This window comes from Candidatus Cloacimonadota bacterium, assembly GCA_020532355.1.
Lineage (GTDB): Bacteria > Cloacimonadota > Cloacimonadia > Cloacimonadales > Cloacimonadaceae > UBA5456.
In genome coordinates, this window is the sequence record JAJBBD010000103.1 from 1 (window position 1) to 12,267 (window position 12,267).

The following is a 12,267-nucleotide window of genomic DNA, read 5'->3' on the forward strand; positions in this document are numbered from 1 at the left end:
AGCGCAAGGTAACTAACAGCCAACACATAACCGTCATCAGCGGAAACGGAGCTCTCATCCGAAACCAGTACAAAGCCTTCGGTAAGAGAACCTTTGGGAGCATTTAGCTTGATGGTGTACAAAGGAGTGATACCATCATCGGTTGGCAAATAACTACTGCTGCCATTAGGCATTATGAACTCGAAACGATATTCTATATCATCGGTTTTAACGGCAGTGCGAGGAATAATCCCTCGCCAGTAAAGAGAGTTGGGGTCATCCTGCCGCATAGGTTCATTATACCATTTTGTAGTACCCACGGCACGATATTGAACCTCAACTGTGCTTATTTCTTCATGCCCTTGCACGATTTCCAAAAGAAGCTCAACGTCTGTTCCAGGCACAAAAGTTTGTGGGCTAACATGCAGTGCGGAAATTGCCAATAAAGAAATACTGCTGAGTATCAGAGCTAGTATTAAAATCAATTGTTTCATATTGAACTCCTGCATTAATATGTAACTTCTATGTGTTTTATATTTCCATTTTTATCTAATACGCGAATGAGGATAGTGTTGGTTTCGCTGGATTGATTAGCTTCCAATTCAGCTTGCTCAATCTCACTGATATCCTGCGCAGAGCTTTGGCGTAGTTCCACCTCCCCATCTGGATCTATAACTGCTGTATTACCTTTGGAAACGTTTTTTACTTCATCGGTATCCAAAATTCTTAATTCCACCTCGCCATCGGTTACAATAAAGGTGCTAAAACCATCATCATCTACTCTGGTCATAAACTCGGTTCCCTTTACCGAAGCTACGGTAGTAGGCGTTTGTACGGTAAATGCGCCTGTACCCTTTTTTACTTGGGTAAGAACATTGCCTTTATTTACGTTTACCTTTTTTGAAAGCTGAGTTCCGCTTTTGCTAGCATTGATGGTAACTACTGAGTTCGAAAAGAGCTTAATCATAGATGACGCATCTATAAATTTATACGCAGCAAAGCTTTCTGAGCCTGTTCTTAATACATCTTTGTTCTGTAACAATTCCCCTTTCTTAAACTTTACTTGCTTACGAGCACGTTCGAGATCTACCTTACCCTTGCTGGCAGAAAGAATAGCAACGCTATCTGCTAACAGAACACTTGCAACTAAGAGAATGAGGGATAATATTAAAACTCGTTTCATCTTTGACTCCTCAATCTATTACTTTGATTGTTAGTTGTTTCCCAATAAGGCTGCTGAGAATATCTAGCGCATCCTGTCCCCTGTATAGCCTCCCGTCATAGATAATTTCGCCGGTAGGTGAGTAGCCTAAGCCTTGCAGATTTAGCAATTCGCTGTTTTGAAGCACATTTAACATGGCTTGAATGTCTTCAGAAGAACTACTCCCATCCGCATTCATTACATAGCGGAAAACAAACCAAGGGCTTTCTTGTTGTTTGGCAATTTTCCCCGCTCTATCTTGAGCTGGCGCATGATAATGAGTCTCGTCATATAAGGGTATATACACTTGCCAAGCATAATAGTAACCGTCATTAAAGGGAATATAGTCACTAAATCCGCTATCTACGCCCTCTTTTTGTAAAACAACCGTTCCCGAGTTGTTTATGTTTGATAGCGATGGAGGATTGTTAGGGGGAAATTCACGAATAACTATGTGCTGCTCATTGAAACCGGTATTTACTGCATTCCAGATAAAACTAACAGGTAAATCGTTTACCTCGGGAGCTTTTTGCCCAATTTGCGCTCCAGGAGAAGCAAGGAAAATACCACCGGCATTACGTACTCTGATTGTAAACAATGCTGTTTCTGTCCAATTGTTTTCCTCCTCTGGCTTAACAGAAACTTCAAGCCGCAAGTTTCCATCGGGAAAATAACCAGAAAGTACCGCTTCTTCCAAAGTGGAAATACTTTCAATAATATCCATGAAATCGATATTTACAGATTCTTCTACAAAGTATTGGCTCGATTGCTCGGTTATCAGATCTCGATTAGAAAGAAGCAATACCTCGCCAGATTCAAGCTCATTTATGCTTATAAATATAGCCTCACCTTCATCAAGAATGGGAGTATTGTTCCATTTTACCACTACTTGCAGTTTGATCTTTTTTGGCACGTTGTCGTTGGTAATGGTAAGATTGGTCAAGATCGGCTGTGATTCTGGGGCTACGGGGTCAAAACTAAATGTGCTAAGTTGATTAACCTCAATAACTGGTGGGTTGAAGCGTAAATCTATCGCCCACATATTAAGGCATACAAGAAGCACGGCAATAATAAAAAGTATGCGTTTCATATTACCTCCACGTGATTTCTCACGGAGCATTTTATTATGGTTTCTAGCAGGCCATTAAATGACAGTCCTGCTGCCTTTGCTGCCATGGGAGTAAGACTCAAAGGAGTCATTCCGGGCAGTGTGTTTACTTCCAAAAAGTATAGTTGTTGGTTATTTAAACGAAAATCGACTCTACCATACACCGCACAACCTAGGGCAAAGAATGCACGCTCGGCATAGAGTTGTACTAATTCTGCAATTTTGCTTTCTATTGGGGCTGGGGACAGATATTCTGTATTGCCTTTCGTGTATTTGTTTGCATAATCGTACCAGCCAGCTTTGGGCTTGATCTCCACTACGGGCAAAGCTTTACCATCAAGGATGCTGACGGTAAGCTCACGACCAGGGATAAACTCTTCCAATAATACCGATTTGCAATATTTGAAAGCATCCAATACTGCTGGTTTTAGCTCCCCAATATTCTGAACTACGGCAATCCCCACTGAACTTCCAGAGTCATTTGGCTTAACAATTAAGGGTAAACCCAAGTTTTGTACAAATGCTTGATAGTCAGAAGGATCGTTATAATCATCCAGCAGGTTGGTTCGCAATAAAATGTGCTTTGGTATGGGAACCCCTTCTTCTTTTACGATTAGTTTTGCAATATACTTATCCATTGCCAAGGCTGAAGCTTTGCTAAGTGAGCCAGTAAAAGGAATTTTTGCCAATTGGAGTGCGGCTTGCAATTCTCCATTTTCTCCGCTACCGCCATGTAAACCGTTAAATACAATAAATGCTTGTTCTTTCTCAATATCAGATAGTAATTGAGACAGATTGGGGTAATTATCTGGATCCATCTCTCGCACTTCATAGTTAAGATCTCTCAGAACTTTTGCGATCTCAGATCCAGTTACTAAAGATATTTCTTTTTCGGGAGAGCTTCCACCCCTTAAAACAATGACTTTTTTCATATACCTCTCTTATATTTTAATCTGGTAAAAACTACATAAATCTAAGCCTATTGCTGCCTTAAATCGAGCTACTTCCGGTACATTTGCACCACAGTAATCAAACAATTTGGTTCCCAGAGGCAATTCTTCCAACAAATTTATGCTGTGAAAGGTAGCTGCACCTTTTCGTAGTGCTTTTTCAGCAGTTGCTTTAAATAAAGTATAAGCTACATCTCCACCATCGTAGAGCAAAATATTGGCGCTAACTACTTCATTTTGCCAGATAATGTTGAATTGTTTCAACAACTGCTCCGAATACAATCTTATAAAAAACTCTTTTAACCGGGAATAAGATATTCCAAGCTCATGCTTTTTACGCAAATCCAAATCCTTTTGTAACCGCATAAAAGCATCCGGATCGAAGCGTTCTTCCATCCTCATATCGTGTTTTTGAGCAGTTCTATATTTCTTTCGCTCGTCTGCCAGACTGGGCAAAGACTCGCCCACATGATACCGAAAAGTGTATAGTGGAAAAGCCTTAAACCCATTCCAAGTAAAGCCTCTCACATCATAGTTTTGGGGATTCAGTTTGATATGGATGCGCTTGTAACGCTTTGTCAAAAATTGAGAAATCTCTGTGCATACGGCAACTGTATCTAAGACTATTCTTGCCTTCCCTGCGTTTTCCTCGAAAGCAAAACAGATGCCTTGATAGTATGCCCCAACCGGTGATACCAAAGCCCTAACACCCATCTTGCTGCGTTCATATAATGGTAAAACGGCAAACAGTTCTTCCCCCTTAAATACTTGAAGCTGGAGAGGAATTAGTTTGTGCATTTCTGCAACAGCTAACATAAAAATAGGATTGTGCCAATAACCGTAAGTAGCGGAAATTTGGACAGCATCATCGCTTCTAATATCAACAATCCTAATGCTATAGGTCATGATTCTAAATGTTGCTTAATAGCGGCAACTAATTCATTGAGTTGAAAGGGTTTGATAATATAATCTGAAGCGCCCTCCACCATAGCCTTGTAGGCACTGTCGACGGTTGGATACCCCGTCATAATTAGGCAGAAAATATTGGCGTCTTCCTCCATAATCTTTTGCATCAATTCCAAACCATTCATGCCAGGCATTACTAAATCTATGAGCGCTAAGTCATACTTATCCGGTTGGAATAGTTTTAAAGCAGCAGTAGCATCCTCAGCCATGTCAACTTGGTAATCGTTGAGTTTCAAGCATTCACTGATTACCTCTCGAAGGAGGCGGTCGTCATCCACAAGAAGAATACGGGCTTCCATTTGGGCTACCTCGCTTTTTTCAAATTTTCACTTTGTGGCATTATCCATACATGCATATAATAGTCAATGAAAAAAACTCAAAACCGAACCGATACGAACATGAATACTGGAAAACGCACAGATTTGAAATATTTATATTGACGATAAATACCGCTTTGCAATTATTGACATCATATGATGTAAAAGAGGTTCTTATGAAAGGAAAAGTTAAGTGGTTTAATAAAAATAAAGGTTATGGCTTTATTCTTACAGACGACAACAAAGAATACTTTGTGCATTGGAAATCCATTGTCACAAATTCTCCCCGTGAATTGAAGGTACTTGAACAAGACGAAGAAGTAACCTTTGATTTGATCGAAACAGAAAAAGGTATTCAAGCTATTAATATAATCCGGATTAATCCCTGATTTTGACTGCTTGATCTTTGGGCGCCAAGTGGCGCCCTTTATTATGTCTTGAGGTTTTTCCTCTTATCAGTAGATTCTATTCAAATAAAACATAGCGGATCATAACTTGCCATTTCTTCCTGTTTCCCAAGCAGATATAAGATCCAGAGGCTGGACCCAATGCGACATCATTCTTATCAATGGAGATGCCTACATAGATCACCCCTCATTTGGAGTACCAATTATCGCCCGAACTCTCGAAACCGCTGGTTATAAGGTAGGTATTATATCGCAACCAGATTGGCGTAAAGACGAAGATTTCTTGGTTTTGGGCAGTCCACGCTTGTTTTTTGGAATAAGCTCTGGAAACATGGATTCGATGGTTAACCACTATACTGCACAACGCCGTTTACGCTCGGATGACGCCTACTCTCCAGATGCTAAACCTGGTAGAAGACCGGATAGAGCGGTAATGATCTACACCAATATTGTTAAAAAGCTGTTTAAAGGCATTCCGGTAGTGATTGGTGGCGTGGAATCATCCTTACGCCGCATTGCGCATTACGACTACTGGCAAAACAAGGTTCGCAACAGCATCTTGGCAGATAGTAAAGCTGATCTTCTAATCTATGGCATGGCAGAACACACGATAATTCAAGTAGCTCATGCATTGGAAAAGGGGCATAATGTATCTGAATTAACAGACTTGCCCTCGACAGTGTGCTTTGTACACGAACCGGGTGAAACAATTTTGCCGGATGCCGGAAAATGCTCTGATAAGGCTACATTTCACAAGCTAAATCACCAGTTTTATGACCAATATGCCTTAAAGCCATTATACCAACTCAATGGCGGACGCTGGATCAAACACAATCCCCCCTCCCCCGCACTCAGCACTCAAGAATTGGACAGGATTTATTCGCTACCCTTTATGAACTCTCCGCACCCCATGTACAAGGGTAAACGTATTCCCGCTTGGGATCAGATCAAACAAAGTATAACCAGCCATCGTGGCTGCTATGGAGGCTGTAACTTCTGTGCCATAGCAGCGCATCAGGGACGCCAGATCCAATCACGCTCAGTGGAATCGATATTAAAAGAAGCTTGCAAGTTGAAAGGTACAATCAGCGACGTGGGCGGTCCCAGCGCAAACATGTACCAAAGCTATTGCAAGCTTGGCTTTCCAAATAGCTGTTCCCGCCGGAGCTGCATCTTTCCGGAAATCTGCCCCAATCTTTTTTTGAATCATGAAGTCCAGTTACAATTGTTGGATAAGATATCCCGGCTTCCAAACATAAATCATGTATTTATCGCTAGCGGCATACGGCACGATCTTGTTCTAGGCAATAGGCGCTACATCAAAGCTATTGCCACAAAATACACCGGTGGCAGGCTAAAATTGGCTCCAGAACATAGTGCCACACAGGTACTAAAGCTTATGGGTAAGCCACCCATAAAGCATTTTGAGGTTTTTGCTAACGAGTATTTTGAAGAGGTTCGTAAGGCTGGAATCAAAAGACAGATTATACCTTATATAATTATCGGTCACCCCGGCACTACAATGGAAGATGCGCTTGCCTTAAAGAACTGGTTGCGTCAACACAAAATACATGTGGAACAAGCACAAGAATTTACCCCCACCCCTATGACGATCAGCACTTGCATGTACTACACAGGCTTGGATTTTGAGACTGGAAAACCAATCCACATTCCATCTCCGGGTGAAATCCGCAAGCAAAAAGAGCTAATTGTGAAATCTTCTCAAGCCTAAAAGCTAAGTTCAAGCTTCAGAAGCAATTCAGACAGCAAAACAAAAATATGTTAGCAAATGGGGAAAAGACCACGTAATCATATAATAACTAATCTTTCGCAGTTGTATAAGCCATTGTGGAACAGTAAAATAATCAAAAATAGTACTTGACAAAAACACCCCGCATGTTATTGTGGCACTGTAACTAAAGCCACAAAACAAAACGAGGTGTTAAGATGAGTTTCCTGAGAATAGCCCAAATGAGTCAAGTTAAAACTTCAAATCTGGTTGAGAACTATGCTCATTATGTGTTCAAGCGCTTCAAGCTGGTGCAAATTCTGCGGCAATGTGGTATAGGCAAGGAAAAGGGACATTCGATAGAGTACATGTTGTATTTGATGCTGATCATTATTCTACAGGGATCATGTTCTCTGTTTTCTGGGATAGCCAGCCTCCAGGCAAGCAAGCTAAAGAGTCCGATCAACAGCATGCTGAACAATGAGTTCTATAACTAGAGAAACCTTCTGTATCGCATTTCTTCACGCTTTGCCAAGCCCTGTTTCCTTCAGGGTTTGGCGCTTTTACTACCCACGAGAACGCTTGCGGGGAGATTCCCAAATCTGGCCTCCGATTATTGAAGCACTTGGATAAATCCTATGGTTTTGCTGAATTTAGTGCTATATACACAATAACAATAAATAGATCTGAAAGTATTTAGCATGTTTAGAACATTCGACTAGTCTGGCTCATCATCTTTGGGATTTGGACATTTGAAGTTTGGTGATGTAAGGTATGCTGATGGTCTATAGCAAGATTTAGAGCAAGACAGCATCTTTTACTTGACAATGCCTTATATGTAATCACGTTTGTAATTGCCTTCAAGTATATAGTCTGAAAATATATTCCTTTAGGTAAAAACAGAACAGTGGAGTTGAAATGATCGAAGAAAAACTTATTGTAAAACTTGTGAACTCTATTAAAGAATATTGGGACTATCCCGCATTTACGGATTATCCCGGTCCAGCGCTAAGTTATGGGGATGTGGCAAAACGCATTGTATGGTTACACCGTCAATTTCAAGCAACTGGCGTGAAGAAAGGCAGCAAGATTGCTCTTGCGGGTAAAAATTGCAGTAATTGGGGAATATTGTGGTTGAGTACAGTCACATACGGGGCAACCATCGTCCCGATTTTGGCGAATTTTTCTCCTGAAGATACTCAGCATATTATAAATCACTGTGATGCCGAAATGGTTTTTATTACCAAAGATAAATACGATCTTATTGATGGAGACCTCCTTAAAAAGGTTAAACAGGTATATGCTCTAGAAGATTTTAACCTCTTAGATAATAGAATGGAAAAATATAAACAAGCTATACCCAAGTTTGAAGACTGTGAAGATCTTAAGAACTTAAATTGCGAAAACTTTTCTTTGAAAGACGTATGTGATAACGAAGATATTGCCGCCATCATCTACACCAGCGGCACAACCGGCTTTTCCAAAGGCGTAATGCTGCCACACCGCAGTCTGTTGGCAAATCTTATTGTAGCTAACGAAAATCTGCTCTTCAACGTTGGGGCTAAGGTATTTGCATTTTTACCCCTAGCGCATGCCTACGCTAGCAGTTTTGATTTTTTGTATCCATTCACACGCGGAAATCACATCAATTTCATGGATAAAATTCCAGCCCCTAAGATATTGCTTGCTGCCATGAAAGATCTTAAACCAGAAGTAGTTTTAACGGTTCCGCTTCTAATTGAAAAAATCTATAAAAAGCAGCTTCAGCCTACCATAGAAAAGCCCCAGATGCAAATATTTCTAAAGATCCCTGTGCTAAATAAGATCATCCTCAAGAAAATCCATGACAAACTGATGCAAGCCTTTGGAGGGAACATCCGCGAACTTATCACTGGAGGCGCACCCATGAATGCAGAAGTTGAGCTTTTTATGAAAAAGATTAAATTCCCCTTTACTATTGGCTATGGAATGACTGAGTGCGGACCCCTTATTTCGTATGCAAATTGGCAAGAACATCGCTTTGAATCCAGCGGCAAGAAATTGAAATTCATGGAGATTAAGGTCAATTCGCGGGATCCTGAAAACACACCTGGAGAAATAGTCTTACGTGGAGAACAAGTGTTTAAAGGCTATTACAAATTTGATGAGGCTACTGCAGAAGTTTTAAGAGACGGATGGCTACATACCGGAGATATTGGCACCATAGATAAAGATGGTTTTATCTATATTCGCGGGCGGATTAAGAACGTGATATTAGGACCCAGCGGAGAGAACATTTACCCTGAATTGGTTGAACAGAAACTAAATAACTTACCTTATGTTGGCGAATCCTTAGTTTTAGAGCGAGACCGCCAATTGCACGCTATGGTATATCCAGATTTTGAAGCTCTGGACGCAGATCGTATCCCCGAGAACCAAATTCCAAAAATTATGGAAGATAACCGCAACGAACTCAACAAATCTCTGGCAAGTTTTAGTCGCATAGTTAAAATCCAGATTGCTAACGAGCCTTTTCAAAAGACTCCCACTCAAAAGATTAAGCGTTACCAATACTCTTAATACCTAATCTGCTTGGGGATATTCGACGATTGGAAAACAATAGATACTTTGCCGTAATTGCGGGCAGCTTGGAGAAACATGCCCAGGCAGAATTAAATAGCTTTGGCGCTGAAGTATTGCAACAAGTTCCAAGAGGTTTGCTTTTTTCGTGTAATAAGCAAACATTGTATCAAATACTGTATGAAGCAAGGCTGGTGCAGCGAATTTTGATGCCTTTACTGAATTTCGACTGCCACAGTGCCAAATATCTTTATCAACAAGCATATAAGAATATTGATTGGCTAACCTTGTTTGCACCAGAGCAATCCTTTGGGATAGATAGTAATGTTAGTAATTCTTTTACCCGCCATTCACTATATGCTGGGCAAGTATTGAAAGACGCCATCTGCGATAGATTTAGAGAGCAATATGGAGATAGGCCCAATTTCACCAATAACGACCCCGATATTTTGTTCAATCTGCATATCCATAATAATAAAGTTAGTGTTTCTTTGGATATTTTGGGGTTCAGCATGCATAAAAGAGGTTATAGAATAGCCAAAGTTGATGCCCCATTACAAGAAACACTAGCGGCAACCATGCTTCATCTTAGCGGTTGGGATCTTACTTCCAGGTTATGGGATCCAATGTGTGGCAGTGGGACGATTTTAGCGGAAGCACTGATGCTGTATTGTCATATCCCGGCGGGATATTTGCTACAAAAAACAAATCTTAGCCAGATGCCATATTTCGATTCCGAACTTTGGAATCGGGTTGTACAACAGTCAAACTCTAAGATTAGAGAACTTCCGAAGGGTCTTATAATGGGATCAGACATCAATCCCCAAGCTATCTCTGCTGCTAGAGAAAATCTGGAAAGACTTCCTTATGGCGATAGAATTGATCTAAAAGTAATGCGCTTTGAGAACTATAGTGCAAATTACACTGGCGTTATCATCACTAACCCCCCTTACGGAATAAGGCTTTCAAATATTGATGATGTTGGCATGATTTACCAAGCTTTGGGCGATTTCTTGAAGCAGCACTGCAAGGGAAGTACCGCTTATATTTTATGTGGATCAAAAACTTTGGTTTCCAAGTTACGCTTGCGTGCTCACTGGGCTAAAAGCCTAAAGAATGGAAATTTGGATTCCAAGTTGGCAAAGATAGTAATCCGCTAATATAGCAAATCTGCTATTGCCACTAAAAAGAGTTTTTGCTCTACCCAAATTTCATTTGATATTAGGAGAATCTTTTTGTTCAAGAGATAATATATGAGAGACCGTTGCACATTCATGTATGGCAGATTTCTATGCACGAAAAATCGGTTTGCTGGGTTTTTTCTGATCGTAGCTTTGCCCACCCACTATCCTTGTAGTATGGGACTTTTCTTTGTGCCCCGGTTATTCAACGGACTTTTACAGATTATTTCCCCAAATGACCCCCAACGGGTTAAGCCACCATTAGCAATGGTTTACTCAGAGATACTCCTGCCTGCATACGATGATCATTGCTTGAACTCTGGGTAACAACAGCCTAATGCAATATGGAGATAAAGTGGATTTAATGCGCCTTGACAAGGGTTATAGACACAAAAATAGACCTTCCCACATACAAATAAACAAAGGAAAATGCGCTCTAACTTGAAGTATGGTGAAGTTTTTTTCTATTGCTTTCTACCCACCACTCTACTGAAAGGGTTTTGTCCCTTACCCATTATTATTCAATGCTCATTTTGAGCGTTGACGATGTTTATTGCTATAACTAAAGTATCTCTACCCAAAAAAATTATTGACAGAAAGAGCACTCCATTTTTGGGTGTTCGAACGTAAATATTGAAACACTTATCTTAAGGATTTATAAATGGTTTTATACACAATAGCCCTAGTTATTCACGTAATTATCAGCGTCGCTTTGGTGTTGGTGATTCTTGCGCAGACTTCAAAAGGTGGGCTTGATGCCAACCTTGGCGGAGCTGCCATGAACGTATTTGGCGGAAGTGGCGCTTCTCAAATGCTCAAGAAATGGACTCAGATTTTAGCGCTTATTTTTGCCGCATCTTGTATCCTGCTTGCTTTTTTGGTTAAAGATATGCGTGGTGGTACACTTAGCGAAGTGCAAGAACGTCAAAGTAAGCTTCCGGATACGGAAACTCCAGCAGAACCAGCGACTGCACCAGCGCCCATACCAGCCGAAACTCCCTCTCAGGGCGAATAAATTTCAGCAGAAGTGGTGGAATTGGCAGACACGCAAGACTAAGGATCTTGTGCCTGTAACGGGTGTGCGGGTTCGAGTCCCGCCTTCTGCACCAATCATTGCCTCCCCCTTTGGGGAGGTTTTTTTATGCTGTAGCTTAAGACTCATTTTCATCTACGGTGAGTAAGGGTATTTTTATCTAGCGCCATAATTTCGCTTTTCAGATACCTGAAGGGCTCTTTAACTTGCATCCAGAGAGGTATTGTTGGATCACTACTTCTATGTACGCCAGAAAGGGATGGCAGATATCCAGATAATTCGATAGTGAGCCCTGCTTTAAAACTTTTTCAGTGATTTTTGCGCTATTTCTTTCGGCATCGAAACTAGTCCTGATTTGTGCCTACAAATATCGCTACTTTTGAGTGCAGGGACATTAAATGAAGACCTATAGAATCAAAATTCCTCTTGACAAATTGACTGTATCAAAAAAGACATAAGTAAAATGGGAGCTTTGATGAGTGCTAAAAGGACTAAGATAATCAAGGAACTAGATCCAAATGAGGTTAAAGGCTTTAGCCAAGCCCGTATTCAGCACTATTTGCAGCTAGGCTATAAGCCATATTTGGATGAGTATTCCGAAGTAAAATGGCTCACCCAGGCCCAGCGAAGCATGAGAGATGCAAAGATAAAACATGTGTCTTTAATGCAACGAGTTACTTCGAAGCGCAAATACAATGCACATCGGCGTAAAATGCATAAAAGTGGATTTTTGTTCTCGATTCTTGTATTTTGGCCAATTCTTGTGATCTTGATTGTAATTGCTGCTGCCCTATTGGTATTAATCAACTATCCCCATCTGATATTTTAAGGAGACGT

At 40.7% G+C, this 12,267-nt stretch carries 13 protein-coding genes and 1 tRNA gene; 8 read left to right on the top strand and 6 right to left on the bottom strand.

The window, feature by feature from the left end; translation table 11 throughout:
- From LHW48_03435 to LHW48_03460, 6 genes are all read right to left on the bottom strand, one after another.
- Positions 1 to 473, bottom strand: a 473-nt coding sequence (locus LHW48_03435; protein ID MCB5259511.1) for a hypothetical protein, incomplete at its 3' end; no start/stop codon positions are given.
- Positions 474 to 487: 14 nt separating this feature from the next.
- A complete protein-coding gene (locus LHW48_03440) occupies positions 488 to 1,162 on the bottom strand; it encodes a FecR family protein (protein ID MCB5259512.1) in 675 nt (224 codons plus the stop codon).
- A 10-nt stretch (positions 1,163 to 1,172) separates the two neighbouring features.
- The gene (locus LHW48_03445) at positions 1,173 to 2,270 is read right to left on the bottom strand and encodes a hypothetical protein (protein MCB5259513.1); all 1,098 of its coding nucleotides are present in this window, start codon (positions 2,268 to 2,270) and stop codon (positions 1,173 to 1,175) included.
- The gene (locus tag LHW48_03450) at positions 2,267 to 3,220 is read right to left on the bottom strand and encodes a D-alanine--D-alanine ligase (GenBank protein MCB5259514.1); all 954 of its coding nucleotides are present in this window, start codon (positions 3,218 to 3,220) and stop codon (positions 2,267 to 2,269) included. Before LHW48_03450 ends, LHW48_03445 begins: the two co-directional genes overlap by 4 nt.
- Positions 3,221 to 3,229: 9 nt before the next feature.
- Entirely contained in the window at positions 3,230 to 4,144 is a 915-nt protein-coding gene (locus tag LHW48_03455) for a hypothetical protein (GenBank protein MCB5259515.1), read from the bottom strand.
- A complete protein-coding gene (locus LHW48_03460) occupies positions 4,141 to 4,503 on the bottom strand; it encodes a response regulator (protein MCB5259516.1) in 363 nt (120 codons plus the stop codon). Before LHW48_03460 ends, LHW48_03455 begins: the two co-directional genes overlap by 4 nt.
- Before the next feature lie 194 nt (positions 4,504 to 4,697).
- Here LHW48_03460 and LHW48_03465 point away from each other — a divergent pair, with 194 nt between their 5' ends.
- The 8 genes from LHW48_03465 (at position 4,698) to LHW48_03500 (ending at position 12,259) form a co-directional block, all read left to right on the top strand.
- Positions 4,698 to 4,910, top strand: coding sequence for a cold shock domain-containing protein (locus LHW48_03465; protein ID MCB5259517.1), 213 nt, complete (start codon positions 4,698 to 4,700; stop codon positions 4,908 to 4,910).
- 106 nt (positions 4,911 to 5,016) lie between these two features.
- The gene (locus LHW48_03470) at positions 5,017 to 6,660 is read left to right on the top strand and encodes a YgiQ family radical SAM protein (protein MCB5259518.1); all 1,644 of its coding nucleotides are present in this window, start codon (positions 5,017 to 5,019) and stop codon (positions 6,658 to 6,660) included.
- 215 nt (positions 6,661 to 6,875) lie between these two features.
- Entirely contained in the window at positions 6,876 to 7,154 is a 279-nt protein-coding gene (locus LHW48_03475) for a hypothetical protein (protein ID MCB5259519.1), read from the top strand.
- A gap of 421 nt (positions 7,155 to 7,575) precedes the next feature.
- Complete coding sequence (locus LHW48_03480) at positions 7,576 to 9,216, top strand: AMP-binding protein (protein ID MCB5259520.1); 1,641 nt, start codon at positions 7,576 to 7,578, stop codon at positions 9,214 to 9,216.
- 29 nt (positions 9,217 to 9,245) lie between these two features.
- Entirely contained in the window at positions 9,246 to 10,376 is a 1,131-nt protein-coding gene (locus LHW48_03485) for a THUMP domain-containing protein (protein ID MCB5259521.1), read from the top strand.
- Positions 10,377 to 11,058: 682 nt separating this feature from the next.
- Positions 11,059 to 11,412, top strand: coding sequence for a preprotein translocase subunit SecG (gene secG / locus LHW48_03490; GenBank protein ID MCB5259522.1), 354 nt, complete (start codon positions 11,059 to 11,061; stop codon positions 11,410 to 11,412).
- Positions 11,413 to 11,418: 6 nt separating this feature from the next.
- Positions 11,419 to 11,506, top strand: a tRNA-Leu gene (locus LHW48_03495).
- A gap of 399 nt (positions 11,507 to 11,905) precedes the next feature.
- On the top strand, positions 11,906 to 12,259 hold the full coding sequence (locus tag LHW48_03500) for a hypothetical protein (GenBank protein ID MCB5259523.1): 354 nt from the start codon (positions 11,906 to 11,908) through the stop codon (positions 12,257 to 12,259).
- Positions 12,260 to 12,267 lie beyond the last annotated feature (8 nt).

Bases quoted from the DNA above. Each gene is read 5' to 3' on its own strand.
- LHW48_03440 (MCB5259512.1), bottom strand. From the start codon at position 1,162: ATGAAACGAGTTTTAATATTATCCCTCATTCTCTTAGTTGCAAGTGTT.
- LHW48_03445 (MCB5259513.1), bottom strand. From the start codon at position 2,270: ATGAAACGCATACTTTTTATTATTGCCGTGCTTCTTGTATGCCTTAAT.
- LHW48_03450 (MCB5259514.1), bottom strand. From the start codon at position 3,220: ATGAAAAAAGTCATTGTTTTAAGGGGTGGAAGCTCTCCCGAAAAAGAA.
- LHW48_03455 (MCB5259515.1), bottom strand. From the start codon at position 4,144: ATGACCTATAGCATTAGGATTGTTGATATTAGAAGCGATGATGCTGTC.
- LHW48_03460 (MCB5259516.1), bottom strand. From the start codon at position 4,503: ATGGAAGCCCGTATTCTTCTTGTGGATGACGACCGCCTCCTTCGAGAG.
- LHW48_03465 (MCB5259517.1), top strand. From the start codon at position 4,698: ATGAAAGGAAAAGTTAAGTGGTTTAATAAAAATAAAGGTTATGGCTTT.
- LHW48_03475 (MCB5259519.1), top strand. From the start codon at position 6,876: ATGAGTTTCCTGAGAATAGCCCAAATGAGTCAAGTTAAAACTTCAAAT.
- LHW48_03480 (MCB5259520.1), top strand. From the start codon at position 7,576: ATGATCGAAGAAAAACTTATTGTAAAACTTGTGAACTCTATTAAAGAA.
- secG (MCB5259522.1), top strand. From the start codon at position 11,059: ATGGTTTTATACACAATAGCCCTAGTTATTCACGTAATTATCAGCGTC.
- LHW48_03500 (MCB5259523.1), top strand. From the start codon at position 11,906: ATGAGTGCTAAAAGGACTAAGATAATCAAGGAACTAGATCCAAATGAG.